The organism is Delftia sp. CH05 (assembly GCF_009827015.1).
GTDB lineage: Bacteria > Pseudomonadota > Gammaproteobacteria > Burkholderiales > Burkholderiaceae_C > Comamonas > Comamonas tsuruhatensis.
Map to the genome: position 1 here is coordinate 1 of NZ_WUMG01000040.1, position 26216 is coordinate 26216.

Genomic DNA, 26216 nt, shown 5'->3' on the forward strand with positions numbered 1-26216 from the left:
CCAGCGGCGTTCCAGTCGCGTAGGCGGCGCCAGCAAGTCATGCCGCTGCCGTACCCAAGGGATTGGGGAAGGTCTTCCCACGGAATGCCTGTTTGCAACACAAACAGGATGCCGTTGAGGGCGGCTTCATCGCTGACTGCGAGCTTGCGCGCACCGCCTTTGGCGGAAGGTACGAAGGCAGGGATGAGGGGTTGTAGCTGTCGCCACAGTTCTTTGCTTACAGGTCGTCGTGCCATGAGGGCAGCGAGCATAACTGCTCTGCGGGGGCCTGTGACGAAGTGGTGTTAGCCACTCTTAAGGAAGAGTGGGGCTTCTTGAGAGCTCTCAGTGATCGCTCTCCATTTTCCGAAGGATTCAAGGATGGGATGTCTGAAGAAATTGCAGGCATGGAGTTCCAGACGCGTCCGGGAAAAATTTATTCCAGTGCTCTTGCTTGGGCAACGTTGCTGGATTCTGCGACAGTCAGCTTTGATGCACATCCGGACTGGTCTAAGGAATGGGTTGAGATATCGTTCCGTAGGCTCGACGATGACGGGAATTTGCTTGATATCGATAGCCGTACTAGAAATGCCAGTCAAGCTGCTCATGCGGATGAGCACGAAGGTTGGCTAAAACTACTTGGATATACTTCGGTCCAGAGCGCTGCACAAGTGTGGCGCGAAAAAGAGGATCGTTTTCCTGGGCTGCACTTTTTGCCTAGGGTGGAAAAAGATCTTGTTGCACTGGGTGGTAGCGGGATACCGTTTCAACAAGCTATTTTGTCACTAGCCTCTTTGGCAAAAGATGTGGATGCCTGGAAGGTAGAAAGTCCATGGCCAGAATTTTCATCAAAGGCTAGTCCCGAAGCAGAAACGCGACAGGATCTTTGCTGGGTGATGGATGATTCCACTGGAAAAAAAGAGCTATTCGATTGGCATATTAGGTTCACTGGTGGGCTGGCTGGCAGGATTCATTTTCGGGTAGACTCTGCTAATAAAAGATTGATAATTGCTTATATTGGAGGAAAACTGAATAGGAAGATTTCTAACTAGTTGTAAACCTTCAAGAGGTTATTTGCAGATTTGAGCTTGGACATCAGGGCGATGTAACCAATGTCACTGTGGGGCCTGTGTCAGTTGTAGTGATGCTGCCAACTCGCCGGCGCGTTGGTCCGCTGCGCTGAGTTCTGGTAAGTCCACCCATAGGCCCACTCGCGCAGCGCTGATTGGATGAACCTCTCAGTCTTGCCATTGGTCTGTGGCCGGTTCGATCTGGTGAACTTGTGCTTAACGCCTAATGTCTTGCAAGTAGCTGCAAACTCTCTGGACCGGAAGGCCGAACCATTGTCGGTCAGCAGCCCACGCAGAGAAATGCCCACAACCTCCGAACTTTTCATCCGGACCAAGCAAAGTGCCAACTACCGTGACTCGCTTCCCGTGCCATCGCTGAAGCTGCACATCGTTGAACTGAAGGTCGCCTGGACCGGCGCTCAGCCACACACTTGACGGTTCGCGTGGGCCACCATCTTTCGCTACGCGGCGTTCCGACAGTGGGAAGTGGTCCAGAGCCGTCCCCTCGAACTCCAATCGCAAGATGCCCACCAAGGAGATGTCTTTGCCGACCAAGGTCTCCAGTTGATCAAGCGCAGCATTTACGGAAAGCACAGATTTCATACAAGTTGGAACCTGGGTTGAAGGTCTGGTGTCCGGCTTGTTCTATCCCCGCTCCACGTTGCCCATGGGCGAATGCTCGATATCGGCAAGGTTAGCCAGCGGTGCCTTGCTCTTGACGCCGGCGCTGATCGATTGCGCGGCAGCCATGAGTTAAAGAAAACGTGGCCCCGTTCCCCCTGAGAACCAAGAATTGTGAGCCATGACTCACGCACACCCAGGTTCATTGGAGCAGCCAACCTTCGCCGCCATTCCCCAACCCAAACTCGACGACCTGGCCATCGACGCCGTCCTGCACCTGGGCGCTGCCCTCGAAGTGCTGGAGCTGCACGCCAGCCACAAGGTCACGGCCATCAACTGCGTGTGCCGCGACCTGCTGCGCATCTACTACGCCAAGGCAGATCAGGCGCAGTCGCTGGAGCCACAGGACAAGGAACTGCTGGGCCTGCTGCACGACACGGCGGTGGACCTGGGCTATGCCATTGAGGTGGTGGACCATCTGAATGGCGACGAGGCCGACGACCACATCCTCTATGCCGTGAGCTATCTGCTCAAGGCGGCCAAGCGGTTTGCGGACGAGGGCGTTGCTGCGGCGCTTGCCGGGAAGGGGTAGGGCGCAGGGCTGCCGCCTGCGTTGCAGGGGCGGGGTTTCAAAGGCAGGGTTTGAGGTGCGCGGCCGTGGTCTGTTCGGTGAGCGGGTCTTCGGCCAGGGCTTGCAGCAGCGCGTCCAGCAGGCCGGGAAAGCGCGCGTCCAGGTCTTCGCGGCGCAGGGAGAGCAGGTTTTCGCGGCCGTCGGGGCGCTGCCAGATCACGCCGCTGTCGCGCAGCACGCGCCAGTGGTGGGTCATGGTGGACTTGGACTGGCCCTGCAAGAGCGAGCCGCAGGCGCGTTCATGGCCTGCGGCCAGCGCGCGCACCACGGCCAGGCGCAGGGGGTTGCCCAGGGCGTTGAGCAGGTTTTCCAGGCGTATCTGTTCGCGGTCGGGGTGGTTGGCAAGCATGAATCGTCCTCAGGACTTGTGCAAACAGGTTGCAGCAATGCGCTGTGCCCTGTGGAAGAACGCTGGTAGCGTTCCTTCTTGCGCAAGTCGCAATCCTGTCGATGGGGCGCCACTGTGCCATGGAAGCAATGCCGCACGTCGCTGATGCGGCGTGGCGCGGGCAGTTATCTGGCAGACAGGGGCATGGCGTGGTGAAAACATGGATCGTTCTGCAAGAAGTTGCGGAAGATAGTACGATTGTCTTCGTACATTCCAATTGTCATCAACCCTCATTCAACCCCCGCGAGAATCCGACCTTAGGGTCTGCTCACGTTAATCTGTGGATCGCGTTGGCTGGTTGCGGGGTCGTATGCAAGGCGCACGTGCGCCGCAAGGCTCGTGCCTTGCAAGCGCGTGCAACGCCGCAGACGGCCCCGCAACCAGCCAACCCGAAGGGAAGCGGTCTGCCAGCGCGCCACTCGGCGTTGCGCTCCTTGTGCGTGTGGGCACACGCACGGCGTCGCGCGCCTTGATTGGCACGCTGGCAGACCGCTTCGCGACCGCAGATTAACGTGAGCAGACCCTAGGGCAGATCACGCACTTACGCTTTCGCAGCACCCAGGAGTCCTTTCATGGCCCGCCATACCCCCATAGAACGCTATCGCAACATTGGTATCTCCGCGCACATCGATGCCGGCAAGACGACCACGACCGAGCGCATCCTGTTCTACACCGGGGTGAGCCACAAGCTGGGCGAGGTGCACGAAGGCGCCGCCATCATGGACTGGATGGAGCAGGAGCAGGAGCGCGGCATCACCATCACCTCGGCGGCCACCACCTGCTTCTGGAAGGGCATGGACGGCCGCTTTGACCAGCACCGCATCAACATCATCGACACCCCGGGCCACGTGGACTTCACCATCGAGGTGGAGCGCTCCATGCGCGTGCTCGACGGCGCCGTGATGGTCTATGACGCCGTGGGCGGCGTGCAGCCGCAGTCCGAGACGGTCTGGCGCCAGGCCAACAAGTACAAGGTGCCGCGCCTGGCCTTCGTCAACAAGATGGACCGCACGGGCGCGGATTTTCTGCGCGTGCGGCAGATGATGATCGACCGCCTCAAGGCCAACCCGGTGCCCATCGTGCTGCCCATTGGCGCGGAGCAGCAGTTCACCGGCGTGGTGGACCTGCTCAAGATGAAGGCCATCATCTGGGACGAGGCCACGCAGGGCATGAAGTTCGAGTACCAGGACATTCCCGCAGCCATGGTGGCAGACGCCAGGAAGTGGCGCGAGTCCATGGTGGAGGCGGCTGCCGAGGCCAGCGAAGACCTGATGAACCGCTACCTGGAAGAGGGCGACCTGCCAGAGGCCGACATCCTGCGCGGCCTGCGCCTGCGCACCATTGCGGGCGAGATCCAGCCCATGCTGTGCGGCTCGGCCTTCAAGAACAAGGGTGTGCAGCGCCTGCTGGACGCCGTGGTCGAGCTCATGCCTTCCCCGCTGGAAGTGCCGCCCGTGGAAGGCCATGCGGAAGACGGCTCCATCATCGTGCGCCATGCCGATGACAGCGAGAAATTCTCTGCCCTGGCCTTCAAGCTGATGACCGACCCCTTCGTGGGCCAGCTCACCTTTGTGCGCGTGTACTCGGGCGTGCTCAACAAGGGCGACAGCGTGCTCAACTCCGTCAAGGACAAGAAGGAGCGCATCGGTCGCATCGTGCAGATGCATGCCAATGAACGCCTGGAGGTCGATGAAATCCACGCCGGCGACATCGCTGCCTGCGTGGGCCTGAAGGACGTGACCACGGGCGAGACCCTGTGCGACCCGTCCGCGCCCATCGTGCTGGAGAAGATGGTCTTCCCCGAGCCCGTGATCGCCCAGGCCGTGGAGCCCAAGTCCAAGGCCGACCAGGAAAAGATGGGCATCGCCCTGTCGCGCCTGGCGGCCGAAGACCCGTCGTTCCGCGTGCGCACCGATGAGGAATCGGGCCAGACCATCATTGCCGGCATGGGCGAGCTGCACCTGGAAATCATCGTGGACCGCATGAAGCGCGAGTTCAACGTGGAAGCCAACGTGGGCAAGCCCCAGGTGGCCTACCGCGAGACCATCCGCAAGAAAGTCACCGATGTGGACGGCAAGTTCGTGCGCCAGTCCGGCGGCAAGGGCCAGTACGGCCACGTGGTCTTCACGGTGGAGCCGCACGAGCCCGGCAAGGGCTTCGAGTTCGTCGACGCCATCAAGGGCGGCGTGGTGCCGCGCGAGTACATCCCTGCGGTGGAAAAAGGCGTGGTCGAGGCCCTGACCAGCGGCGTGCTGGCCGGCTACCCCGTGGTGGACGTCAAGGTCACGCTGACCTTCGGCTCGTACCACGACGTGGACTCCAACGAAATGGCCTTCAAGATGGCGGCCATCTTCGGCTTCAAGGAAGCGGCGAGAAAGGCCAGCCCCGTCATCCTGGAACCCATGATGGCCGTGGAAGTCGAGACGCCTGAGGACTACGCCGGCACCGTCATGGGCGACCTGTCCTCGCGGCGCGGCATGGTGCAGGGCATGGACGACATGGCCGGCGGCGGCAAGTCCATCAAGGCCGAAGTGCCCCTGTCCGAAATGTTCGGCTACGCCACCTCCCTGCGCTCGCAAACGCAAGGCCGTGCCACCTACTCCATGGAGTTCAAGCACTACGCCGAAGCACCGCGCAACGTGGCCGAGGCCGTGATCAACGCGCGGGTCAAGTAAAAGAGTCTGCGCCACAGGCCAGGCCGTGAGGCCATGGCCGTGGCCTGCACCCCTCCCGTATGTCCACGCCTGCGTCGGGCCGCCTGCGGGGTTGCAGTCCTGCCGCAGGACAGGACTGCCTGGTCATCTGACTCGCCGTGATTGTTTGAACGTAGCGCGCAGCGCGAAGTGAGTTTCACGGCGAACCCCGCAGGCGGCCCGGCGCAGGTTGCCCGCAGCGAAGCGAAGGGACGTGGACATTCGGGTCGCCTTCTTTGATCTGACCTTTCTTGGCGAATCAAGAAAGGGCAGTCGGCCGCCGGGCCGAGACCCGGCCTCGAAAAACAACCCCCCGGCAGGGACAAAAACAAGCGCCCCGTCCCAAATCCAAAGGCTCAATGAAAAACAGCTCCTTGAAGGAGCTGTTTTTCATAAGAGAGGAGAAGCCGGAATCAGGCCTCAGGCTGCTGCTCAGATTCAGCAGCCTCAGCCTCAGCAGCCGGAGCCGCCTCACCAGAATCCGCCAAAGCCTGCCGCACCCCCGCCTTCTCACCAGCAGAAGCAAACTTGCTGTACTTGCCAACGATGCCGACCAGCGCACCATAGATGCGCGGATTGCCCGCCAGGCATTCCTTCTGCTCCAGGAAATCGGCTTCGCCCGTGAAGTTGCCGACCAGGCCACCGGCCTCGGTCACCAGCAGGCTGCCGGCGGCCACGTCCCAGATCTGCAGGCCGCTTTCGAAGAAGCCATCGGCAAAGCCGGCTGCCACGTAGGCCAGGTCCAGCGCGGCGGCGCCGGGGCGGCGCACGCCTGCGGTTTCCTGCATCACGTCGCCCAGCATGTTCATGTACTGCTTGAAGTTGTCGCCACGGCGGAAGGGGAAGCCGGTGGAGATCAGGCTGTCCTTGAGCTGGATGCGCTTGGACACGCGGATGCGGCGGTCATTCAGGTAGGCGCCGCGGCCGCGCGTGGCCGTGAACAGGTCGTTGCGCGAGGGGTCGTACACCACGGCGTGCTCCACCTTGCCCTTGAAGGACAGGGCAATGCTCACGCAGTACACGGGGAAGCCGTGGATGAAGTTGGTAGTGCCGTCCAGCGGATCGATGATCCAGACGTAGTCGGAGTTCTTGGCGCCGAACTCGTTGCCCGATTCCTCGGCCAAGATGCCGTGGCCCGGGTAGGCGCCCAGCAAGGTTTCGATGATGGCCTGCTCGGCCGCCTTGTCCACCTCGGTCACAAAGTCGTTGACCTGCTTTTGTGCGACACGCACGGATTCCACGTCAAGAGCCGCGCGGTTGATGATGGCGCCGGCGGCGCGTGCGGCCTTGATGGCCACGTTGAGCATGGGATGCAGGTTGGTCGACATAGATTGTGAGGCGTAGGCGGAGCAGCGGCTGTGCAAGGAGAGGACGGTCCTCTCTGGCAAAAGCAGGCTGTTTGACGCGGGTAAGAACGGAAAAAGCCGCGTCCGGCGATGCGGGGCGGCGACAATAGCGCGCAATTTTACCCGCCTTGTCCGTTTTGTGCTGCGCAACCTGTCCCGTCTTGGGGGCTCTGCCGGCGCCGGCAGGCCAGCGACGCCATGAAAACCCGATTCGTACTGATAGAAACCAGCCACGCCGGCAATGTGGGTGCCGCCGCCCGCGCCTTGAAGACCATGGGCTTTGACGACCTGGTGCTGGTGCGCCCGCGCTGGCCCAACGTGCTGCGCAAGGAAGAGACCATCCAGCGGGCCAGCGGCGCGCTGGACGTGCTGGGCAATGCGCGCGTGGTCGAGACGCTGGAGGAGGCGCTGGACGGCATCAGCCACCTGTGCGCCACGGCCATGACGCCGCGCGACTTCGGCCCGCCCACGCGCACGCCGCGCCAGCATTTCGAGCTGCTGCTCAGCGGGGCGCTGGATGTGCTGGCTGCGCCCGATGAGGCCGATGCGCCCGATGAAGCGGCGCCGACCGCCGATGCATCCGTGTCGGCACCGGCTCCCGCGCCGCGCTGCAACCAGTCGGGCGTGGCCTTCCTGTTCGGCTGCGAGCGCTTCGGCATGAGCAACGACGATGTCTACCGCAGCGATGTGGCGCTGTCGATTCCGTCCAATCCGCAGTTCGGTTCGCTGAACCTGGGGGCGGCCATCCAGGTGGTGGCCTATGAATGGCGCCAGGCGCTGGGCGGCTTTCCCGTGGTGGAGCACACGCCCGCGCCGCAGCGCGCCGACGCGGCCCAGGTGGCCGGCATGCTGGGCCATTGGGAGCAGGCGCTGGCGCATATCGGCTTTCTTGATCCGGCTGCGCCCAAGAAGCTCATGCCGCGCCTCAACCAGCTTTTCAACCGCTCGCAACTGACCGCCGAGGAAATCCACATCCTGCGCGGTGTTGCGAAGGCCATGCTGCAGAGCACCCCACCGAAACGCTAGACTGAGCGGTCTTGTCAACAATAACCAGCCCCTAGATGCTTGACCGCCTGCGCTCCGATATCCAGTGCATCCTCGACCGCGACCCTGCGGCACGCAGCACCTGGGAGGTCATCACCTGTTACCCGGGTCTGCATGCGATCTGGCTGCAGCGCCCGGCGCACTGGTGCTGGAACCATGGCCTCAAGTGGCTGGGGCGCTTCATCTCGCACATTGGCCGCTGGCTCACCGGCATCGAGATCCACCCCGGCGCCGTCATCGGCGAGCGCGTCTTCATCGACCACGGCATGGGCGTCGTCATCGGCGAGACGGCCGTGGTCGGCGACGGCTGCACCATCTACCACGGCGTGACCCTGGGCGGCACCTCGCTGTACAAGGGCGCCAAGCGCCATCCCACGCTGGGCCGCGACGTGGTGGTCAGCGCGGGCGCCAAGGTGCTGGGCGGCTTCGAGGTGGGCGACGGTGCCAAGATCGGCAGCAATGCCGTGGTCATCAAGCCCGTGCCCGCAGGCGCCACGGCCGTGGGCATTCCGGCGCGCATCATCGCCAGCAAGAACGGCCACAGCGCCGATGTGACCGAGCACGACCCGGCATTGGCCAAGGCCGAGTCCATCAAGGTCCCGTCGGCCGCCGCGCCCCAGCCTTTCACGGCCTACGGCATCACCCAGGAAATGGACCCCGTGGCCCAGGCCATGCGCGGCCTGAGCGATGGCGCGGCCGCGCATGAGCAGCAGATCGCGCTGCTGTGGGAGGCGATTGCCAAGCTCTCGGCCGGCAGCAAGGTGGGCGACTGCGTGCCCTGCGAGTCCGAGCGCCCGCAGGCCTTCCAGAAGGACAAGATCGACCAGATCATGGGCAAGTAGGCCTGCACAAGATCACCAAAGATCCCCAAGATCCCCCAAGAAGACCGGAGACTCCGACCAGCATGAACGTTGAACAGGCCTTGCATGCGCGCCGCTCCGTGCGCGCCTTCCTGCCCCAGTCGCCCGATGCGGCGCTGGTGCGCACCCTGATGGAACAGTCGGCCAATGCGGCCTCGGGCGGCAACCTGCAGCCCTGGCGCGTGCTGGCGCTGACGGGCGAGCCGCTGCAGCAGTTGCTGACCGCCGTTGCCGAAGCCGAGCCCCAGGACGCCCAGCCCGGCCTGTCCTACCCGCCCAACCTCTGGGAGCCCTACCGCAGCCGGCGCTTTGCCAATGGCGAAGAGCTGTACCAGTCGCTGGGCATTCCGCGCGACGACAAGCCCGCGCGGCTGGAGCAGCTGGCGCGCAACGGCCAGTTCTTCGGCGCGCCCGTGGGCCTGATCGTGGCGGTGGACGAGCGCATGGGCCTGCCGCAGTGGGTGGACCTGGGCATCTACCTGCAGTCCTTCATGCTGCTGGCCTGCGCCAATGGCCTGGCCACCTGCGCCCAGGGCTTCTGGCGCCGCTACAACGACGCCGTGACCCAGGCGCTGGCGCTGCCCGAGGGCTACCACGTGGCCTTCGGCATTGCGCTGGGCTACGAGGACAAGAGCGCCCCCATCAACGGCTGGCGCGCCACGCGCGCTCCGCTGGCCGAATGGGGTGCGCTGCGCGGCTTTGACTGACGGCGGCGCATGGCCCCTGGGCAAACCCGCAGGCGATGGGCCTCCAACCATCCCCTATACTTGCCGCTGCTCCGGGGTGTGCTGATGCACTGAGATGCCAACCGGTCCATGCGCTGCATGGGCCAGGCGGCGAACCCGACGAACTTGATCCGGTTGATACCGGCGGAAGAAGAGCGGGACCCTGAAGCGGGGCCGAAGTCAGAGGATGGAAGTCCGCCACGGCGGATACACGCAGGGCCGCAACGGCCAGGCAGGCCACCATCCGATGCGCATCGACCCTTGCCAACCAAGGCTGCTCGTGCGCCTTGGCGTGCGTGGCAACCAGGGGCCAAGGCCATACGGCCCTGGCAGGCCCACACTGGCATAGCCCGGTGCGCGGCCTTTGGCACAGCCCAAGGAGTGTGTCCGGTTCCCGGAGCGTTGTTGATCGACGCTTTGAACGCAAGGAACCCGACATGAACGCTCCCGATTCCATCTTCACCCCCGCAGCCGGCGAAGCTCCAGACGCACAGCGTTTTTCCGACCTGCTGGCGCAGTCGCGCAAGCCGTTCCCGGCCTCCACCAAGAGCTATCTGCAAGGCAGCCTGCACAGCGGCCTCAACGTGCCCGTGCGCGATATCCAGCTGACCAATGGCGAGCAGGTCAGCGTCTATGACACCTCGGGCCCCTACACCGATCCGGCCGTGGCCATCGACGTGCGCAGCGGCCTGCCGGGCGTGCGCAATGCCTGGATCGAGTCGCGCGGCGACAGCGAGTACTACGCCGGCCGCCTGCGCCAGGCCCTGGACGACGGCGGCAAGCGCGGCGAGGAGGACGAGCGCGTGGCCCGCCTGCGGGCCGAGGCCGCATCGCTGCAGCGCCAGCCGCGCCGCGCCAAGAGCGGTGGCAACGTCACCCAGATGCACTACGCGCGCAAGGGCATCATCACGCCCGAGATGGAGTACGTGGCCCTGCGCGAGAACGGCCGCCGCGAATGGATGGCCGAGTACCAGCAGGACGCCGCGCGCGAGGCGCGCCTGGCCGGCAACGGCCTGGGCGCCGCCATCCCCAAGATCATCACGCCCGAATTCGTGCGCGACGAAGTGGCGCGCGGCCGCGCCATCATCCCGGCCAACATCAACCACCCCGAGATCGAGCCCATGGCCATCGGGCGCAACTTCAAGGTCAAGATCAACGCCAACATCGGCAACTCGGCCGTCACCTCCAGCATCGAGGAAGAGGTCGAGAAGCTGGTCTGGGCCATCCGCTGGGGCGCGGACAACGTGATGGACCTGTCCACGGGCAAGAACATCCACACCACGCGCGACTGGATCATCCGCAACTCGCCCGTGCCCATCGGCACCGTGCCCATCTACCAGGCGCTGGAGAAAGTGGGCGGCATCGCCGAGGACCTGACCTGGCCCATCTTCCGCGACACCCTGATCGAGCAGGCCGAGCAGGGCGTGGACTACTTCACCATCCACGCCGGCGTGCGACTGGCCTACATCCACCTCACGGCCCAGCGCCGCACGGGCATCGTCTCGCGCGGCGGCTCCATCATGGCCAAGTGGTGCATGGCCCACCACCGCGAGAGCTTCCTGTACGAGCACTTCGAGGACATCTGCGACATCATGAAGCAGTACGACGTCAGCTTCTCGCTGGGCGACGGCCTGCGCCCCGGCAGCGCCTCGGACGCCAATGACGAAGCCCAGTTCGCCGAACTCAAGACCCTGGGCGAGCTGACCCAACTGGCCTGGAAGCACGACGTGCAGACCATGATCGAAGGCCCCGGCCACGTGCCCATGCACATGATCCAGGCCAACATGACCGAGCAGCTCAAGCACTGCCACGAGGCGCCGTTCTACACCCTGGGCCCGCTGACCATCGACATCGCCCCCGGCTACGACCACATCGCCAGCGCCATCGGCGCGGCCATGATCGGCTGGTTCGGCACCGCCATGCTGTGCTACGTCACGCCCAAGGAGCACCTGGGCCTGCCCGACCGCGACGACGTCAAGCAGGGCATCATCGCGTACAAGATCGCGGCCCACGCCGCCGACGTCGCCAAGGGCCACCCCGGCGCCCGCGCCCGCGACGACGCGCTGAGCCAGGCCCGCTTCGACTTCCGCTGGCAGGACCAGTTCAACCTGGGCCTGGACCCCGACACCGCCCAGGCCTACCACGACGAAACCCTGCCCAAGGACAGCGCCAAGGTGGCGCACTTCTGCTCCATGTGCGGCCCCAAGTTCTGCTCCATGAAGATCACCCAGGAAGTGCGCGAATTCGCCGCCGCCAAGGGCGTGGCCGAGCAGGAAGGCATTGCCGCCGGAATGCAGGCCAAGGCCGAGGAATTCAACCGCGCGGGCGGAGAGTTCTATATCCCCATCGTGGCGGCCAGCAGCGATACGACAGCGCGTTGATCGCGCGGCATTGAGCCGATCCGGGCTGCGTGCAATGCGCGGCCCGGTGGCCGCCGTGGATGGCGCGGCGGCCTTTCCTTGGGAAAACACCTAGCGGTCCGTGATGGCTGAGGATCAGTCCGTCGCCGAATCGTTTATCTCCAGCCACCTTCTCCCTCCGAGAATTCCATGGCCAGCCGTTACCGGCGTTGCCCCCGCAGGCTTCGCAGGCACAAGAACATGAACGCGCTGACTGTACGGCCACAGTTTCCACGCGTGGCCGGCAAGGACTTCAGTACGCCCTGGCCCTCGTGGCGAGGGCTTTCGCCAACTGGCAATCGGGAGGAGGAGACGACATGGCTAGAAGAACCATTCAATGGCTGGGCACGGCGCTTGCATTGGGCACGGCCCTGGCGGCCCAGGCCCAGAGTTCGGTCACGCTCTATGGGCGTGTGGTCGCGGGGGTGGACTACCAGAACAATGTGTACGACCCGGCCACGGGGGGCTCCGGCAGCCTGTGGCGGGCCGTGGGCAACCAGTGGGGCACAAGCATGCTGGGTTTCAAGGGGGAGGAGGACCTGGGCGGCGGGCTGCATGTGCTGTTCACGCTGGAGTCGGGCTTCAGCATCGACGATGCCAGGTTCAACGGCGCAGGTTTCTTCAACCGCCGCACCTTCGTGGGACTGCGCAGCGGCTGGGGCACGCTGAAGCTGGGCAAGGACCTGTCGATCTCGGATGCGCACTGGGCGCTGGACCCCACGGGCCAGCAGTTCATCGGCTCGGCCACGCTGGTGCGGGGGCGCAACTGGGGCGGGCATGACAACATGGTCTCGTACGAAACGCCCAGCTGGGGCGGCCTGCGCGTGCTGGCGCTGACCGGCCTGGGCGAGCAGCCGCAGGGCGCATCGCGGCTGCGCAAGGATGCGCTGTCGGTGTCCTATACCGCGCCCACGTTCGAGTTGCGCGCCATCTACGACGTGGCCCGCGATGCCAATGGCCGCTTCAGCGATCTGTACACCACATCCCGCAACCTGACGCTGGGCGGCACGGTGACGCTGTCCGCGCTCAAGCTGTTCGCGGGCTATGAGCAGCTGTCCGCGCCCGACAGCGCGGCTGGCGTGCCCAACAAGGCGCGGCAGTACTGGATGGGCGCGCGCTACAAGGTGTCAGGCCCGCTGACGCTGATCGGGGCGGGCTACCGCACCACGGTCAACAACGGCGGCGGCAGCGCCAACCTGTTCATGGCGGGCGCCGACTACGCGCTGTCCAGGCGCACGCTGCTGTACGCCAGCGTGGGCAATGTGCGCAATGGCGGCAATGCGAACTTCTCGGTGGAGACCACCAACAACAACCCGGCGCCGGGCGGCAGCCAGACCGGCCTGTACCTGGGCATGGCGCATTCGTTCTGACCGGGGCGGGCACTTTGGCGGAGGTTGCCGGCCCTTGCTCAAGGGGCTTGCCATCCGCCGCCCAGCACCTTGTTGATCGTCACCTGGTTTTGCAGTTGCGCCAGGTGCAGGGCCGACAGGGCCAGCTGTGCGTTGCGGCTGCGCTCCTGCGCATCCAGCCAGGTGCGCAGGGGTACCTGGCCTGCGCGGTAGCGTGCCTCGTACAGGCGGGTGATTTCTGCCGATTCCTGCATGACGCGCTGCTGTGCCTGCTCCTGGCTGGCCAGCTCGGTGCGGGCGGACAGGGCTTTTTCCGTTTCCGCCAGCGCGGCGTACAGCGACTTGCGGAAGTTGACCACGGCCTCTTCATGCTGGTTGCGCGCAATGGCGGTGTTCAGCCGCATCTCGCCCACGTTCAAAAAAGGCAGGGTCATGCTGGCGCCCAGGGCCGCCACGGGGTTGGCCAGCAGGTCGAGCAGCGAGTTGCTGGAGCCCCCCAGGCTGCCGGTCAGCGACAGCGTGGGGTAGTAGCGCGCGGTGGCCGCATCGCTGCTGGCCAGGGAGGCGCGCAGCCGCAGTTCGGCGGCGCGCAGGTCGGGGCGGCGGCCCAGCAGTTCGGCGGGCAGTCCTGCGGCAATGGCAGGCAGCGCGCCCGTGGGCAGGGCCTGCGGCTCGCCACCGGGTGCCTCGGCGCCCAGGAGCAGCTCGTTGAGCGCCTGCCGCAGTTCGGCGCGGGACTGCGTGTACTGGCTGAGCAGCGCTTGCTGCTCGGCCAGCGCCTGCCGGGCCTCGCGCCGTTCCAGGCTGGATACGGCGCCGCTGCGGTACTGCGCCTCCACCAGCTCGCCGGTGCGGCGTGTGTACTCCAGGCTTTGCCGCGCAAATTCCAGGCGCTCGTTGGCCAGGGCCAGTTGCCAGTACAGGCTGGCGGTGGTGGCCGCCAGGGACAGGGCCACGGCCTGCCTGTCCTGCTCGCTGGCCTGGGCCTCGAAGACGGCCGCATCGCGCTGGGCACCCAGGCGGTCGAACAGGTCCAGCTCCCAGCCCACGCTCAGCGTGGCGCTGGACGTCTCCAGCGTGCTGCGCGGGCTGCCGGACAGCGGCCGGCTGGCCCCGGTGCTGAGCGTGCCGCCGGGTTGCGGCAGCAGGGCGCGGCCCGCCAGCTGCGCCTGCAGCGCGGCGCGGCGCACACGGATGCCTGCCGTTGCCAGGTCGGGGTTGCGCGCAAGGGCCATGTCGATCCATGCATCCAGGCGCGGATCGCCGAAGGCGCGCCACCATGCCTCGGGCGAAGGCGCGGCCGCCGAGGGCTGCGCATGCTCGAACTGTGCGGGCAGCGCCACCTGCGGCGCCTCGTAGGTTGTGCGCGTGATGGCGCCGCAGCCGGCCAGGGCCACTGCGCATGCCAGCACGCCGGTCTTCAGCATATGCATGTCAATCTCTCGATAGAGCCTGTACGGGGTCGAGGCGCGCAGCACTGCGCGCCGGCAGGAAGCCGAAACCGATCCCGATGAGGGAGGAGCAGGCCACGGCCAGCACGATGGAGGCGGCCGAGAACGAGAGCTGGAAGCTGGAGCCCGACAGGCTCACTGCCAGGCCCAGGCTCAGCGCCAGAGAGACACCCAGGATGCCGCCCACGATGCAGACCAGCACGGCCTCGATCAGGAACTGCTGAAGGATGTCCGACTGGCGCGCGCCGATGGCCATGCGCACGCCGATCTCGCGCGTGCGCTCGGTCACCGACACCAGCATGATGTTCATCACGCCGATGCCGCCCACCAGCAGCGCAATCATGGCGATGGCCGAGACCAGCAGCGTCAGCGTGGTGCTGGTGCGCGTGATGGCCTGGCGGATCTGGTCGGAGTTCCAGATGAAGAAGTCCTTGGTGCCATGGCGCTCGGTCAGCAGGCTGGTGGCGGCCTTTTGCGCGATCTCGGCCGGCACCGCGTCCTTGATGCGCAGCGTGATGCTGTCCAGGTGGTACTTGCCGACCAGGCGCGTGGCGGCTGCGGTGTAGGGCACGAAGAAGGTGGGCGTGGAGCCGCCGAAGCTGTTTTGCGCAGGCCGGAGCACGCCGACGATTTCCACGGGCATCTGGCCCAGCAGCACGACCTCGCCCAGCGGGCTGGGGTTGGTGGGGAACAGGGCGGTGGCGGTCTTCTGGTCGATCACCGCCACCTGGGCGTGCAGGTCCACGTCGCGCTGGTCGAAGAAGCGGCCCGATGCCAGGCGCAGGCCGCGCACGCGAAAGTGCTCGAAGCCCACGCCCGTCACCTGGGCCGTGGCCGCGTTCTCGCGGTACAGCGCCGTGACGCCGACCGACACATTGGGCGTGGCGCTGTCCACGTAGGGCTGCTCGGCCAGGGCCTGGGCGTCGGCGGCGACCAGGGTCTCGATGGCGGCCGCGCGCGTGTCGCCGAAGTCCTTGCCGGGGAAGATGTCCAGCGTGTTCGTGCCCAGCTCGCTGATCTGGTTCATCACCTGCTGCTGCGCACCGCGCCCCAGCGCCACCACCGAGACCACGGCCGAGATGCCGATGATGATGCCCAGCATGGTCAGGAAGGTGCGCAGGCGGTGGGCGTTCATGGCGCGCAGGGCCATGCGCAGGGCTTCGCCAAAGCGGTCCGACAGTCCGCGCCAGGAGGCCCGGCGCGCGCCGGATGCCGGCTCCACGGGCGGCCTGGCTTCGTGCGGGGTGCTGCGCCGGTCGGCAATGATGGCGCCGTCGCTGATCTCGATCACGCGCGTGGCGTGGGCGGCGACGGCCATGTCGTGCGTGACCAGGATGATGGTGTGGCCGTCGGCATGCAGCTCCTGCAGGATGCGCATGACCTGCTCGCCGCTGGCCTTGTCCAGCGCGCCCGTGGGCTCGTCGGCCAGGATGACGGCGCCGCCGTTCATCAGCGCACGCGCAATGGACACGCGCTGCTGCTGCCCGCCCGACAGCTGGCCCGGCCGGTGCTGCATGCGGTCGGCCAGGCCCAGGCGTTCGAGCAGGGCGGCCGAGCGCGCATGCCGCTCGCCGGCCGGTGTGGCCGCGTAGACGGCGGGCAGCTCCACATTGCCCTGGGCCGTGAGGTCGGGCAGCAGGTGGTAGCGCTGGAAGATGAAGCCGAAGTGCTCGCGCCGCAGCGCGGCCAGCGCGTCGGGCCCCAGCTCGCTGGTCTCGCGGCCCGCGATGCGGTAGCTGCCCGAGGTCGGATGGTCCAGGCAGCCGAGGATGTTCATCAGCGTGGACTTGCCCGAGCCCGAGGCGCCCACGATGGCCACCATCTCGCCGGCCTCGATGGTCAGGTCGATGTCCTTGAGTACCGCCACCGTGGTGTCGCCCGCAGGAAACTCCCGGCGCAGGCCCTGCATCTGCAGCAATGCATGGTCCATGCTTACATTCCCATCGGGTCGCTGCCGGCCGGCTTGCCGCCGGGGCTGGCCTCGCCGATCACCACCTGCTCGCCGGGCTCCAGCCCCGACAGCACCTGGGCCTGGGCGTTGGTGCGCAGGCCCACGCGCACCTTGCGCTCGGTGACCTGGCCCTGGGCATCGCGCACGCGCACGCTGTAGTTGTCGTCGGCATCGCGGCTGCCCAGCGCGGCGGCCGGCATGAGCACGGCCTTGTCGGCCTGGGCCACGCGCACGGTGACCTGGGCGGTCATGGAGGGGCGCAGCTTGCCTTCCGGGTTGGGCACGTCGAACTGGGCGTTGTAGTAGATGGCCTTGGCGGCCTGGGCGCCGGTGGCGGTCGCTGCGCCAGCGGTGGCGTCCGTGGCGATGGAGGCGGGCGCAGGCTCTATGCGCTCGATCGTGGCGGTGTGGCGCTGGCGGCCGCTGCCCAGCGTGGTGAACCAGACCGTCTGGCCCAGCTGGATCTTGTCCACGTCGGCCTCGGCAATCTCGGCGCGCACGGTCATCACGTCGAGCTTGGCCAGCATGACGATGGTGGGCGTGGTCTGGAAGGAGTTCAGGGTCTGGCCCTGCTTGGTGACCACGGCCACGATCACGCCGTCCATGGGCGCGACGATGCGGGTGTAGCCCAGGTTGATGCGCTCGGTCTCCACCTGGGTGCGTGCCTGCTCGATCTGTGCCTGAAGGGCGCCGACATCGGCCAGCGCGGTGTCCAGCGCAGCCTTGGCGGCTTCATGGTCGGCGCGCGAGGTGGCGTCGGCCTGCAGCAGCTCCTGCTGGCGCTGGAAGGTCAGCCGGGCCTGGACGAGGGCCGCGCGCCGCGCGGCCAACTGGGCCTGCAAGGCGGTGACGGATGCCTCGGCATTGCGCAGCTTGATGCGCTGCGGCTGGGCATCGACTTCGGCGATCAGGTCGCCGGCCTTGACCTTCTGGCCCAGCTCCACGTGCAGGCGCCTGACCTGGCCCGAGACCTGGGCGCCCACGGCCACCAGTTCCTTGGGGTGCAGCCGGCCCACGGCTAGCACGGTCTGCTCCAGGTCGCCGACGGTGACGGGTGCGGTTGCGAATTGGGTGGAGGGCTTGGCACTGGCCTTCCACCACACCAGGCCTGCGACCATGCATGCGCCTGCGACGGCGACCATGGCCCATTTGCGATTGAACTTCATTCTTCCCCTGCCGCGCGGTCGGCCGCAGGGGAGACAGTCCCTGCCCGGCGCCGCGCCAGATGCTCGAACTTACCAGTCTGGCGCGGTTCGATGTCCCGGCATTGACCAAGGCATGGAGATTCAGTGGAGAAAAGCGAGGAGAGGGAGCGGCCGGGCTGCCCCCTCGGCTCACCGCAAGTTCAGCGCAAGTTCAGCGCCAATATTGGCACTTGCTCTCGGCCTTGGTGGTCCAGACCTGCTCGGCCGGCAGCTTCTTGACCAGCTTGTAGTAGTCCCAGGTGCCCTTGGATTCGGCCGGGGATTTCACTTCCATCAGGTACATGTCGTGCACGTAGCGGCCGTCCTCGCGCAGGTAGCCGCTGCCGAAGAAGTCGTCCATCTTCATGCCGCGCCAGGTGGCCATGACCTTGTCGGCATCCAGCGTGCCAGCCTTTTCCACGGCCTTGAGCCAGTTCATGGTGGCCGAGTAGTCGGCCGCATGGATTTCGCTGGGGCGGCGCTGGGTCTTGGCCATGAAGGCGTCGGCGAACTTGCGCGAGGCATCGTTCATGTCCCAGTACCAGCTGGTGGTGAACTGCATGCCCTGCGTGTTCTTCAGGCCCAGGCTGTGCACGTCGGTGAAGAACACCAGCAGGCCGGCCAGCTTCATGTCCTTGGTCACGCCGAACTCGCGCGCGGCCTTGATGGAGTTGATGGTGTCGCCACCCGCGTTGGCCAGGCCCAGGATCTGGGCCTTGGAGTTCTGCGCCTGCAGCATGAAGCTGGAGAAGTCGCTGGCGTTCAGCGGCGTCTTGACCGAGCCCAGCACCTTGCCGCCGCGCGCCTCGATGATCTTGGTGGTATCGGCCTCCAGCGCATGGCCGAAGGCATAGTCGGCGGTCACGAAGTACCAGCTCTTGCCTCCGGCCTCCACCACGGCCGCGCCCGTGCCCTTGGCCAGGGCCACGGTGTCGAAGGCGTAGTGCACGGTGTAGGGGCTGCACTGCTCGTTGGTCAGCGCCGAGCTGCCCGCGCCGTTGTCGATGAAGACCCGCTTTTTCTCCTGCGCCACCTTGGCCATGGACAGGGCCGTGGCCGAGTTGGTGCCGCCAAACACCAGGCTGATGCCCTGCGTGTCAATCCACTCGCGCGCCTTGCTGGCGGCAATGTCGGCCTTGTTCTGGTGGTCGGCCGTCAGCAGCTCGATGGGCTTGCCCAGCAGCTTGCCGCCGTAGTCGTCGATGGCCATCTGTATCGCCACGGCGCCGTTCTTGCCCTCGACATCGGCATAGAGACTGGACATGTCGGTGATGAAGCCGATCCGAACCTTGTCCTGCTGCGCCAGGGCCGGCGTTGCCAGTGCGGCGGCGCACAGTGCCAGGGCCAGCGGTGTCATCAGCGATGTCTTGGGGCGTTGCTGCATGAAGTCTCCTTGCTTTGGATGGAAAAAGCCCGCTGCTGTTGCGCAGGGGCCGGGTGATTCCATGCTGGCAGGGACAGGGGCCTGCCGCATTGGGGCAAGCACGGGCTTGGTGGCCCCGGTGCGACAGTACAGCCGCTCATCCTTGCAACGTGGCCGGCCCGTTGATTGATCGCCATGCGCTGCGTATCCCGGCCGTGGCTTGTGCGCGCGTCAGGACCTGCTTTTCCGTTCCTTGACCTGGGAATGCGAAAGCACTGGACTTGAATTAATTTGTCTGGAAAAACAATCAAAAATTCAGGTTTTGCTTAGAATAATGGACAAATGAAATCGCCAGAAAAGTCCACCCTTCTTCAGCGCCAACTGCTTTTGCAGTTCGGTGACCGGCTCAAGCGTCTGCGCAAGGAGCAGGGGCTGGGCACGGTCGAGATGGCCTCGCGCGTAGGCATATCCCGCAGCACGCTCGCTGCAGTCGAGTCCGGCGATCCCGGGCCATCCATGGGCACGTACCTGCGGGTCATGTCGGAACTGGGCATAGGGGGAGAATTGGCATTGCTGGCGGGCGACGCCCTGCAGCCCGCGCCCGCAGGAACTGCCGCAGCCCGTTCGCGCCATGCCAGGCCCGTCGTACAGGTTCTGGTGCGTGCGCAGGATGCGCGCCATGAAGTGCAGGATCTGCAAAGCCTCGCATTGCATGAAGAAGCCGTGCGCCTTGTGCGATCTGACCCGGCATTGCTGCAGCAGGCACAGGACACGTTGGAGAGGTGGTTGAGCCAGGGGGATTCGCATTCCGCCAGCCTGTGGAGGCAGTGGCAGGATGTCTTGCAAAATGGCCGCTGGCGCACCATCCTGGCCCGCACGCGAAGGGCCCAGGAACTGCGCCAGGCCTCGCCCCTGACATCGGTGCTGCCCGAACAGGTGCGCCAGCAGATACGGGCGCAGGTGGGGGATCTCAAGCGGGGCGTTGCATTGGGAGATACAGGGCGGGCCTATGAACCGAGAGGATCTTGAGCACATCATTCGTGCGAGCGGGGATGTGACGAATGAGTATGAATTCGTCATCGTGGGAAGTCAGGCAATCCTGGGCTCCATCCCGTATCCCGAGCCGGTTTTCAAGATGTCCGCAGAGGCGGACATCTATCCGCTCAACGCTCCGGATCTGGCGGACCGGATCGACGGATCCATTGGCGAAGGCACTCGCTTCCACGAGTATGGCACTGATGGAGCATGGCCATGTACAGGTCGATGCGGCACTGAAACTGGCAAGCAGCATGCCGTTGGGTGATGACGGCAAACGGCAATTGCGGGCCCGGATTCAGCGCTGGTTCAAGGGGCTGAAAAAATAAAAAGCAGCCCGCAGGCTGCTTGTCGATTGCCGTGTCCGCGCGATCAGGCCGCAGGTCGCGCGGTGCGCACTGCGCTCTTGGGGCGGAACGCCTTGCAGACGCTGTCGTCCGTTTCCAGATAGGGCCCGCCGATCAGGTCAACGCAATAGGGCACGGCCGCAAAGATGCCGTTGACCTTTTGCGTGCCATCGGGGTTCTTCAGACCTTCCAGGGTTTCGGCAATGGCCTTGGGCTGGCCCGGCAGGTTGATGATCAGGCTCTTGCCACGGATCACCGCCACCTGGCGCGACAGGATCGCCGTGGGCACAAAGGCCAGGCTGATCTGGCGCATCTGCTCGCCAAAGCCCGGCATTTCCTTGTCGGCCACGGCCAGCGTGGCTTCGGGCGTGACATCGCGCGGGGCAGGGCCGGTGCCGCCCGTGGTCAGCACCAGGCAGCAGCCGGCATCGACCAGCTCGATCAGCGCGGCGCTGATGCCGGCCTGCTCGTCGGGGATCAGGCGCGGCTCGAACGTGATGGGGTTCCTGAGCGCGCGGGTGAGCCAGTCCTGCAGGGCCGGCAGGCCCTTGTCCTCATAGACGCCGCTGCTGGCACGGTCGCTGATCGAAACGATGCCGATGCGCACGGCGTCATGGACGGGCTCACTCATCGTCGGCTTCCTCGCCAGCGCCGTCACCGTCCTCGGCTGTCTCGCGGCCCGTGCCGCCCAGCTGCTGGCGCACCAGCTGGAACAGGTCGCGGTAGGCACGGCCCTTGCGCTGGGCCAGGCCGGTGGATTCCTGCACATTGGCCTCATGGGCGCCCGGCATGTCCTTGCGGGCCTGGCGGATCAGGGCGCGCAGCTGCTGGGTGTCTGTGTCGGGGAAATGGTCCAGCCAGATGGACAGGGCCGATTCCTCGGCAATCAGGCGGTCGCGCCATTGCTCGGCCGCATGCAGGGCCATCTTCTCGGCGGCCGATCCGTTGTGCTGCTCGTCCAGCGCGGCGCGCACGGCGGCGATCTCGGTCTCGTCCAGCTTGCGCATGAGCTTGCCGACGTACTGCAGCTGGCGGCGCTTGCCTTCGAAATTGGTGATGCGCTTGGCCTCGGCCAGGGCATCGGCCAGCTGGTCGGGCAATTGCAGGCGCTTGAACAGGTCGGAGCGCAGCGTCAGCAAATCCTTGCCGAGGTCCTGCAAGGCGTCGGACTCGCGCTTGAGATCCGTCTTGCTGGAGTCGGGGGTGCCTTTGAGTTCGGCCTTGAGCTGCAGGTCGAGTTCGCTGCCTTCGGCAACGAAGTGACCTTTGACGTAGTAGCCTTTTTTGGGTTTGCGTGACATGGGGTAGGGGACAAATACAGTGGCGGCGCGGAGGGCGCTGCAGTGGCGGCTATCATAGCCGCCGCTATGAAAAAACCCCGTCCCCGCGCGGCAAGCACCGCCAAACCGCAGGCTGATTCCGGCTTCAGCTACAGCCAACCGTTTTTTGAAGACCTGGTGGACCGTGCCCTGGTCCACGCCAAGAAGCTCGGCGCCACCGACGCCGGAGCCGAGGCTTCCGAGGGCTGCGGCCTGAGCGTGAGTGTGCGCAAGGGGGCGCTGGAGACCGTGGAGCGCAACCGCGACAAGTCGCTGGGCGTGACCGTCTACCTGGGCAACCGCCGAGGCAACGCCAGCACCTCCGACTTCTCGGATGCCGCCATCCAGCAGACCGTGCAGGCCGCCTACGACATCGCGCGCTTCACCGCCGAGGACCCCATGGCCGGCCTGCCCGATGCGGCCGACATCGCCCCGCCCGGCACCCACCGCGACCTGCAGCTGTTCCACCCCTGGGAGCTGACCAGCGAGGTTGCGGCGCAGCTGGCGCTGCAGTGCGAAGAAGCTGCCCTGGGCACGCACAAGCGCATCACCAACAGCGAAGGCGCTGGCGTCTCGGCCCAGCAAAGCCATTTCTTCAGCGCCCATACCAATGGTTTCCGTGGCGGCTACGCCAGCTCGCGCCACAGCCTGTCGGTGGCGCCCATCGCATCGCTGCCCGGCCGCAATGGCGAGATGCAGCGCGATGCCTGGTACAGCTCCATGCGCAACGCGGCCGACCTGGCCTCGCCCGAAGCCGTGGGCCGCTACGCCGCCCAGCGCGCCCTGAGCCGCCTGGGCAGCCGCAAGATCCCGACCACCGAGTGCCCGGTGCTGTTCGAGTCCACGCTGGCCGCGGGCCTGCTGGGCAGCTTCGTGCAGGCCGTCAGCGGCGGCGCGCTGTACCGCCGCAGCACCTTCCTGCTCGACTCGCTGGGCAAGCCCGTCTTCCCCAAGCACATCGACATCACGGAAGATCCCTTCATCCTCGGCGGCAAGGGCAGCTCGCCCTTCGACGAGGAAGGCGTGCGCGTGCAGGCCCGCAAGGTGGTGGATGCCGGCCGCGTCGAGGGCTACTTCCTGTCCAGCTACTCGGCACGCAAGCTGGGCATGAAGACCACCGGCAATGCCGGCGGATCGCACAACCTGGTCATGACCTCGCGCCGCACCAAGGCCGGCGACGACCTGCCCGCCATGCTCAAGAAGCTGGGCACGGGCCTGTTCGTGATCGAACTCATGGGCCAGGGCGTGAACTACGTGACCGGCGACTACTCGCGCGGCGTCAGCGGCTTCTGGGTGGAAAACGGCGAAATCGCCTTCCCCGTGCATGAGATCACCATCGCCGGCAACCTCAAGGACATGCTCAAGGGCATCGAGGCCGTGGGCGCGGATGCCTACAACTACGGCGCCAAGACCGTGGGCTCTATCCTGATCAACCGCATGAAGGTGGCTGGTAGCTGAGCGCTGGTTCAGCTCAAAAATAAAGCGGCTTTTTGAAGCCGCTTTTTTGTGGATCTACACCACTCGCTGCCTCTGCACGCCCAGCCCCTCGATCCCCAGCTCCATCACATCGCCAGCCTTCAGATAGCGCGGCGGCTTCATGCCCATCCCGACTCCCGGGGGCGTGCCGGTGATGATGAGGTCGCCGGGCTCCAGCGTCATCACGCGGCTGCAGTGGCTGATGAGTTCGGCGCAGCCAAAGATCATGGTGCGCGTGCTGCCGCTCTGGCGGCGCTCCCCGTTCACATCCAGCCATAGCTGCAGGGCCTGCGGATCGGGCACTTCGTCGCGCGTGACCAGCCAGGGACCGATGGGGCCGAAGCGGTCGAAGCCCTTGCCCTTGCTCCACTGGCCACCGCTGCGGTCGATCTGGTATTCGCGCTCGGACACATCGTTGGCAAGGCAGTAGCCGGCCACATGCTCCAGCGCATCGGCCACGGACACATTGCGCGCGCGCTCGCCGATGACGATGCCCAGTTCCACCTCCCAGTCCATGCGTGTGCTGCCCTCGGGCAGGGGGATGTCGTCGTCGGGGCCGCAGGCGCAGCTGGGCCATTTGGCGAAGAGGATGGGCTCCTTGGGGAGGGGCATGCCGGCTTCCTCGGCATGGTCGCGGTAGTTCAGGCCGATGGCGACGAACTTGGACATGCCGCTCCACGGCATGCCGATGCGCACCGGACCTTGCACCAGGGGCAGCCTGGCAGGGTCGATGGCGGCCAGGGCCCGCAGCGCCTCGCGGCCCAGCAGGCGGGGCGTGTAGTCGTCCAACAGGGCGGAAAGGTCGCGGATCTGGCCTTCGGCATCCAGCAGGCCGGGCTTTTCCTGGCCCTCGGGGCCGAATCTCAGCAGTTTCATGAAGTTTCCTCTGGAGTTCCTGGAGTGGGTCGCTCTGCCGGCTGCAGGTGCTGTTGAGCAGCTGCAGGTGCGCAGATGCCGGCGCCCATTGTGAGGAATGTCTCGCGAAGTCTGGGAATGACGGGGCCTTGTCGGTGCGCGGGATATCCATGCGCCCACTGCCTCCGATCACGACGGCTGACAGCCCGATGCCTGCATGCCGGCAAGGCGCTGTCCTACCGGATGAGCAGGGTTTGGGAAGGCGATGCGACTGATTCAAATTGTCAAATTTGTTCCTGAATGTGTTTCTTCCGTGCCAGCAGTCTGGCCGGTTTGCTTAGGTGGTTCGAGGGAGAGCGACGTGGGTTTTCTGAGGCGTATGAAGTTGGGAACCATGCTGGGCATGGGTTTCCTTGCGGTGATCGTGGTCTGCGTGTGCGTGGCCGGCTTCGGCTGGATGAAGCTGCACGATCAGGGGGAGCAGTTGCGTGTTTTGGCCGAGGACCGCATGGGCAATCTGGCCCGGCTGCAATCGCTCAAGGACAACGCCAATGTGTCGGCGCGGGTGGTGCGCAATCTGGCGCTGATCACCGATCCGGCGCAGATGGCCGAGGAGAGCCGCCGGCTGGATGAGGTGGTTGCCAGGAACGGCCTGGTCATGAAGGAGTTGGACCAGCGCCTGCAGACCGAGCAGGCGCGCCGGCTCTTTGCCGACATACGGCAGGCGCGCCAGCCTTTCGTGGAGACCATGCGCCAGGCCGGTGACCTGGGCCTGGCCAACCAGGGCGATGCCGCCAGGGATCTGATCATGGGGCGCCTGCGCTCCTTGCAGACGACCTATTTCGATGCGGTCGAGGCACTGGTCGATTACCAGAAGGCACAGACGCAGGCCACGGTGGACGGCTCCCTGCGCAGCGTGGCCGAAGACGGCGTGGCCATGCTGGTGCTGACGCTGCTGGCCGCCGCGCTGGGCTCTCTGGTGGCCTGGATGATCACCAGGACGGTCAAGCAGCAGCTGGGCGGAGAGCCCTCCTATGCCGCCGGGGTGGCGCGCCAGATCGCGCAGGGCGATTTGTCCGTGCGGGTGCAACTGGCGCCCGGAGACACCTCCAGCCTGCTGCACGCCATGGAGGTCATGCGTGCCGGCCTGGCGCGCGTGGTCGCCGATGTGCGGCAAAGCAGCGAATCCATCGCGACCGGCGCCAGCCAGATCGCATCGGGCAATGCCGACCTGAGCCAGCGCACGGAGGAGCAGGCCAGCAATCTGGAGCAGACCGCCGCCTCCATGGAGGAGATGAACGCCACCGTCAAGCTCAATGCCGATACGGTGCGTACCGCCACCCAGCTGGCCGCATCGTCGAGCCAGGCCGCCACCGGCGGCGGCAAGATCGTGGACCGCGTTGTAGCCACTATGGAGCAGATCACCGCGAGTTCCCGGAAGATCGAGGACATCATCGGCGTGATCGACTCCATTGCCTTCCAGACCAACATCCTGGCGCTCAATGCCGCCGTGGAGGCGGCGCGGGCCGGCGAGCAGGGGCGTGGCTTTGCCGTGGTGGCATCCGAAGTGCGCAGCCTGGCCCAACGCAGCGCGGGGGCAGCCAAGGAGATCAAGGCCCTGATAGGTGAGAGCGTGTCCAAGGTGGACGAGGGCTCGGGCCTGGTGAGCGAGACGGGCTCCGCGATGAAGGACATCGTCCAGCAGGCGCAGCGCGTTGCCGACCTGATCGGCGAAATAGGCGCGGCCACGGCCGAGCAGGCCGACGGTGTGGCGCAGGTGGGCGACGCCGTCGTACAGCTGGACCAGGTCACGCAGCAGAATGCGGCCCTGGTCGAAGAGTCGGCGGCGGCTGCTGCCAGCCTGAACGCGCAGGCTGCCAGGTTGGTCGATCTGGTCAGTCTGTTCAAGCTGGATGGGCTGTCCTCACCTGCCGATCAGGCTCCTGTCGCGAAGCCCGCCGTGGCCTCCGGCATGCGTGGTCTGCCTTCAGGTGCCGACAGCTTGCCTCGCCAGTCCGGGGCGCAGGCCGCCATGCGGGGCGACAGCAGATCCACATCCACGGCAATGCGGGTGCCTGGCCCCCGCACTGCAGCCGAGCGCGCTGGTGAGAACTGGGAAGTGTTCTGACC

At 65.8% G+C, this 26216-nt stretch carries 22 protein-coding genes, 1 pseudogene and 1 riboswitch; of the genes and pseudogenes, 12 read left to right on the forward strand and 11 right to left on the reverse strand.

The window, feature by feature from the left end:
- Positions 1-236, reverse strand: a 236-nt coding sequence (locus tag GRX31_RS23375) for a transposase (RefSeq protein ID WP_160852530.1), incomplete at its 3' end; no start/stop codon positions are given.
- 129 nt (positions 237-365) lie between these two features.
- On the opposite strand from GRX31_RS23375, the gene GRX31_RS23380 reads away from it, so the two are divergent.
- Complete coding sequence (locus GRX31_RS23380) at positions 366-1031, forward strand: hypothetical protein (RefSeq protein ID WP_160855137.1); 666 nt, start codon at positions 366-368, stop codon at positions 1029-1031.
- Here the strand turns inward: GRX31_RS23380 and GRX31_RS23385 are convergent.
- A pseudogene (locus tag GRX31_RS23385) lies at positions 1028-1357 on the reverse strand (integrase core domain-containing protein); the annotation flags it as partial. The gene GRX31_RS23380 and the pseudogene GRX31_RS23385 overlap by 4 nt on opposite strands.
- A gap of 494 nt (positions 1358-1851) precedes the next feature.
- Here GRX31_RS23385 and GRX31_RS23390 point away from each other — a divergent pair.
- Positions 1852-2262 carry a hypothetical protein gene (locus tag GRX31_RS23390; RefSeq protein WP_160855138.1) on the forward strand — a complete coding sequence of 137 codons (411 nt, stop codon included), beginning with the start codon at positions 1852-1854 and terminating at the stop codon, positions 2260-2262.
- 37 nt (positions 2263-2299) lie between these two features.
- Here the strand turns inward: GRX31_RS23390 and GRX31_RS23395 are convergent, their stop codons facing one another.
- A complete protein-coding gene (locus GRX31_RS23395) occupies positions 2300-2650 on the reverse strand; it encodes an ArsR/SmtB family transcription factor (RefSeq protein ID WP_160855139.1) in 351 nt (116 codons plus the stop codon).
- Positions 2651-3261: 611 nt separating this feature from the next.
- Here GRX31_RS23395 and fusA point away from each other — a divergent pair.
- Positions 3262-5364, forward strand: coding sequence for an elongation factor G (gene fusA / locus GRX31_RS23400; protein ID WP_160855140.1), 2103 nt, complete (start codon positions 3262-3264; stop codon positions 5362-5364).
- 431 nt (positions 5365-5795) lie between these two features.
- On the opposite strand, the gene GRX31_RS23405 is transcribed toward fusA, so the two are convergent.
- Positions 5796-6710 (reverse strand): inositol monophosphatase family protein, encoded by a 915-nt coding sequence (locus GRX31_RS23405; RefSeq protein ID WP_016453855.1) that lies wholly within the window; start codon positions 6708-6710, stop codon positions 5796-5798.
- 216 nt (positions 6711-6926) lie between these two features.
- Here GRX31_RS23405 and GRX31_RS23410 point away from each other — a divergent pair, with 216 nt between their 5' ends.
- From GRX31_RS23410 to GRX31_RS23430, 5 genes are all read left to right on the forward strand, one after another.
- Positions 6927-7754, forward strand: coding sequence for an RNA methyltransferase (locus GRX31_RS23410; protein WP_126311757.1), 828 nt, complete (start codon positions 6927-6929; stop codon positions 7752-7754).
- A gap of 35 nt (positions 7755-7789) precedes the next feature.
- Complete coding sequence (cysE, locus tag GRX31_RS23415) at positions 7790-8614, forward strand: serine O-acetyltransferase (RefSeq protein ID WP_160855141.1); 825 nt, start codon at positions 7790-7792, stop codon at positions 8612-8614.
- A 62-nt stretch (positions 8615-8676) separates the two neighbouring features.
- Positions 8677-9339 (forward strand): nitroreductase, encoded by a 663-nt coding sequence (locus tag GRX31_RS23420; protein ID WP_160855142.1) that lies wholly within the window; start codon positions 8677-8679, stop codon positions 9337-9339.
- Between the two features lie 62 nt (positions 9340-9401).
- Positions 9402-9527: riboswitch (TPP riboswitch) on the forward strand.
- Between the two features lie 267 nt (positions 9528-9794).
- Positions 9795-11738 carry a phosphomethylpyrimidine synthase ThiC gene (gene thiC, locus GRX31_RS23425; RefSeq protein ID WP_012204233.1) on the forward strand — a complete coding sequence of 648 codons (1944 nt, stop codon included), beginning with the start codon at positions 9795-9797 and terminating at the stop codon, positions 11736-11738.
- A gap of 335 nt (positions 11739-12073) precedes the next feature.
- Positions 12074-13126, forward strand: a complete 1053-nt coding sequence (locus tag GRX31_RS23430) for a porin (RefSeq protein WP_160855143.1) — start codon at positions 12074-12076, stop codon at positions 13124-13126.
- A gap of 38 nt (positions 13127-13164) precedes the next feature.
- Here GRX31_RS23430 and GRX31_RS23435 read toward each other — a convergent pair whose 3' ends face one another.
- From GRX31_RS23435 to GRX31_RS23450, 4 genes are all read right to left on the reverse strand, one after another.
- A complete protein-coding gene (locus tag GRX31_RS23435; protein WP_160855144.1) occupies positions 13165-14538 on the reverse strand; it encodes an efflux transporter outer membrane subunit in 1374 nt (457 codons plus the stop codon).
- Position 14539: 1 nt separating this feature from the next.
- Positions 14540-16486, reverse strand: coding sequence for a MacB family efflux pump subunit (locus GRX31_RS23440; protein WP_017405712.1), 1947 nt, complete (start codon positions 16484-16486; stop codon positions 14540-14542).
- A gap of 2 nt (positions 16487-16488) precedes the next feature.
- Positions 16489-17673 carry an efflux RND transporter periplasmic adaptor subunit gene (locus GRX31_RS23445; protein ID WP_017405711.1) on the reverse strand — a complete coding sequence of 395 codons (1185 nt, stop codon included), beginning with the start codon at positions 17671-17673 and terminating at the stop codon, positions 16489-16491.
- Positions 17674-17863: 190 nt separating this feature from the next.
- Positions 17864-19075, reverse strand: coding sequence for an ABC transporter substrate-binding protein (locus GRX31_RS23450; protein WP_016449656.1), 1212 nt, complete (start codon positions 19073-19075; stop codon positions 17864-17866).
- A 321-nt stretch (positions 19076-19396) separates the two neighbouring features.
- Here GRX31_RS23450 and GRX31_RS23455 point away from each other — a divergent pair, with 321 nt between their 5' ends.
- Together GRX31_RS23455 and GRX31_RS23460 are read left to right on the forward strand one after the other, a co-directional pair.
- Positions 19397-20083: a helix-turn-helix transcriptional regulator gene (locus tag GRX31_RS23455; RefSeq protein WP_160855145.1), complete on the forward strand. Its 687-nt coding sequence runs from the start codon at positions 19397-19399 to the stop codon at positions 20081-20083.
- Positions 20064-20357: a hypothetical protein gene (locus GRX31_RS23460; protein ID WP_074931994.1), complete on the forward strand. Its 294-nt coding sequence runs from the start codon at positions 20064-20066 to the stop codon at positions 20355-20357. The genes GRX31_RS23455 and GRX31_RS23460 overlap by 20 nt, the downstream gene beginning before the upstream one ends.
- A gap of 104 nt (positions 20358-20461) precedes the next feature.
- Here the strand turns inward: GRX31_RS23460 and mog are convergent, their stop codons facing one another.
- Together mog and yjgA are read right to left on the reverse strand one after the other, a co-directional pair.
- Positions 20462-21067, reverse strand: a complete 606-nt coding sequence (gene mog / locus GRX31_RS23465) for a molybdopterin adenylyltransferase (RefSeq protein WP_047325804.1) — start codon at positions 21065-21067, stop codon at positions 20462-20464.
- A complete protein-coding gene (gene yjgA, locus GRX31_RS23470; RefSeq protein WP_160855146.1) occupies positions 21060-21737 on the reverse strand; it encodes a ribosome biogenesis factor YjgA in 678 nt (225 codons plus the stop codon). Before yjgA ends, mog begins: the two co-directional genes overlap by 8 nt.
- A gap of 66 nt (positions 21738-21803) precedes the next feature.
- Between yjgA and pmbA the strand changes: the two genes are divergently transcribed.
- Entirely contained in the window at positions 21804-23213 is a 1410-nt protein-coding gene (gene pmbA, locus GRX31_RS23475; protein ID WP_133073267.1) for a metalloprotease PmbA, read from the forward strand.
- 54 nt (positions 23214-23267) lie between these two features.
- Here pmbA and GRX31_RS23480 read toward each other — a convergent pair whose 3' ends face one another.
- Positions 23268-24107: a fumarylacetoacetate hydrolase family protein gene (locus GRX31_RS23480; protein WP_016449650.1), complete on the reverse strand. Its 840-nt coding sequence runs from the start codon at positions 24105-24107 to the stop codon at positions 23268-23270.
- Between the two features lie 358 nt (positions 24108-24465).
- Between GRX31_RS23480 and GRX31_RS23485 the strand changes: the two genes are divergently transcribed.
- Positions 24466-26214, forward strand: coding sequence for a methyl-accepting chemotaxis protein (locus tag GRX31_RS23485; RefSeq protein WP_160855147.1), 1749 nt, complete (start codon positions 24466-24468; stop codon positions 26212-26214).
- Positions 26215-26216 lie beyond the last annotated feature (2 nt).

Excerpts from the sequence above, each read along its gene's own strand:
- pmbA (WP_133073267.1), top strand. The coding sequence starts at position 21,804 with ATGAAAAAACCCCGTCCCCGCGCGGCAAGCACCGCCAAACCGCAGGCT.
- mog (WP_047325804.1), bottom strand. The coding sequence starts at position 21,067 with ATGAGTGAGCCCGTCCATGACGCCGTGCGCATCGGCATCGTTTCGATC.
- GRX31_RS23460 (WP_074931994.1), top strand. The coding sequence starts at position 20,064 with ATGAACCGAGAGGATCTTGAGCACATCATTCGTGCGAGCGGGGATGTG.
- fusA (WP_160855140.1), top strand. The coding sequence starts at position 3,262 with ATGGCCCGCCATACCCCCATAGAACGCTATCGCAACATTGGTATCTCC.
- GRX31_RS23410 (WP_126311757.1), top strand. The coding sequence starts at position 6,927 with ATGAAAACCCGATTCGTACTGATAGAAACCAGCCACGCCGGCAATGTG.
- GRX31_RS23395 (WP_160855139.1), bottom strand. The coding sequence starts at position 2,650 with ATGCTTGCCAACCACCCCGACCGCGAACAGATACGCCTGGAAAACCTG.
- GRX31_RS23405 (WP_016453855.1), bottom strand. The coding sequence starts at position 6,710 with ATGTCGACCAACCTGCATCCCATGCTCAACGTGGCCATCAAGGCCGCA.
- GRX31_RS23445 (WP_017405711.1), bottom strand. The coding sequence starts at position 17,673 with ATGAAGTTCAATCGCAAATGGGCCATGGTCGCCGTCGCAGGCGCATGC.
- GRX31_RS23485 (WP_160855147.1), top strand. The coding sequence starts at position 24,466 with ATGAAGTTGGGAACCATGCTGGGCATGGGTTTCCTTGCGGTGATCGTG.
- GRX31_RS23435 (WP_160855144.1), bottom strand. The coding sequence starts at position 14,538 with ATGCATATGCTGAAGACCGGCGTGCTGGCATGCGCAGTGGCCCTGGCC.
- cysE (WP_160855141.1), top strand. The coding sequence starts at position 7,790 with ATGCTTGACCGCCTGCGCTCCGATATCCAGTGCATCCTCGACCGCGAC.
- GRX31_RS23455 (WP_160855145.1), top strand. The coding sequence starts at position 19,397 with ATGAAATCGCCAGAAAAGTCCACCCTTCTTCAGCGCCAACTGCTTTTG.
- GRX31_RS23430 (WP_160855143.1), top strand. The coding sequence starts at position 12,074 with ATGGCTAGAAGAACCATTCAATGGCTGGGCACGGCGCTTGCATTGGGC.
- GRX31_RS23440 (WP_017405712.1), bottom strand. The coding sequence starts at position 16,486 with ATGGACCATGCATTGCTGCAGATGCAGGGCCTGCGCCGGGAGTTTCCT.
- GRX31_RS23480 (WP_016449650.1), bottom strand. The coding sequence starts at position 24,107 with ATGAAACTGCTGAGATTCGGCCCCGAGGGCCAGGAAAAGCCCGGCCTG.
- thiC (WP_012204233.1), top strand. The coding sequence starts at position 9,795 with ATGAACGCTCCCGATTCCATCTTCACCCCCGCAGCCGGCGAAGCTCCA.
- GRX31_RS23420 (WP_160855142.1), top strand. The coding sequence starts at position 8,677 with ATGAACGTTGAACAGGCCTTGCATGCGCGCCGCTCCGTGCGCGCCTTC.
- GRX31_RS23380 (WP_160855137.1), top strand. The coding sequence starts at position 366 with ATGTCTGAAGAAATTGCAGGCATGGAGTTCCAGACGCGTCCGGGAAAA.
- GRX31_RS23390 (WP_160855138.1), top strand. The coding sequence starts at position 1,852 with ATGACTCACGCACACCCAGGTTCATTGGAGCAGCCAACCTTCGCCGCC.
- GRX31_RS23450 (WP_016449656.1), bottom strand. The coding sequence starts at position 19,075 with ATGCAGCAACGCCCCAAGACATCGCTGATGACACCGCTGGCCCTGGCA.
- yjgA (WP_160855146.1), bottom strand. The coding sequence starts at position 21,737 with ATGTCACGCAAACCCAAAAAAGGCTACTACGTCAAAGGTCACTTCGTT.